1 rRNA gene is annotated in these 241 nt (G+C 49.0%); it reads left to right on the top strand.

The window, feature by feature from the left end:
- Positions 1-142: 142 nt before the first annotated feature.
- Positions 143-241: ribosomal RNA gene (locus IB226_RS23160) — 23S ribosomal RNA — on the top strand; the annotation flags it as partial.

Genomic DNA, 241 nt, shown 5'->3' with positions numbered 1-241 from the left:
TGCTCTTTAACAATCCGGAACAAGCTGAAAATTGAAACGACGTATCGTCTTCATTCTCCGTAATAAGAATGAAGCGGCGATATGTTCGAGTCTCTCAAATGCTTGCAGTCTGCACGCGTTGCAAAACGCCTGTGGGTTGTGAGGTTAAGCGACTAAGCGTACACGGTGGATGCCCTGGCAGTCAGAGGCGATGAAGGACGTGCTAATCTGCGTAAAGCGTCGGTAAGGTGATATGAACCGC

The sequence above is a fragment of the Pantoea sp. PNT03 genome, assembly GCF_014852515.1.
In the GTDB taxonomy this organism is placed as follows: Bacteria; Pseudomonadota; Gammaproteobacteria; order Enterobacterales; family Enterobacteriaceae; genus Pantoea; species Pantoea leporis.
The sequence above is the reverse complement of the archived record's forward strand: the minus strand, read 5'-3'. Positions and strand labels throughout refer to the sequence as shown.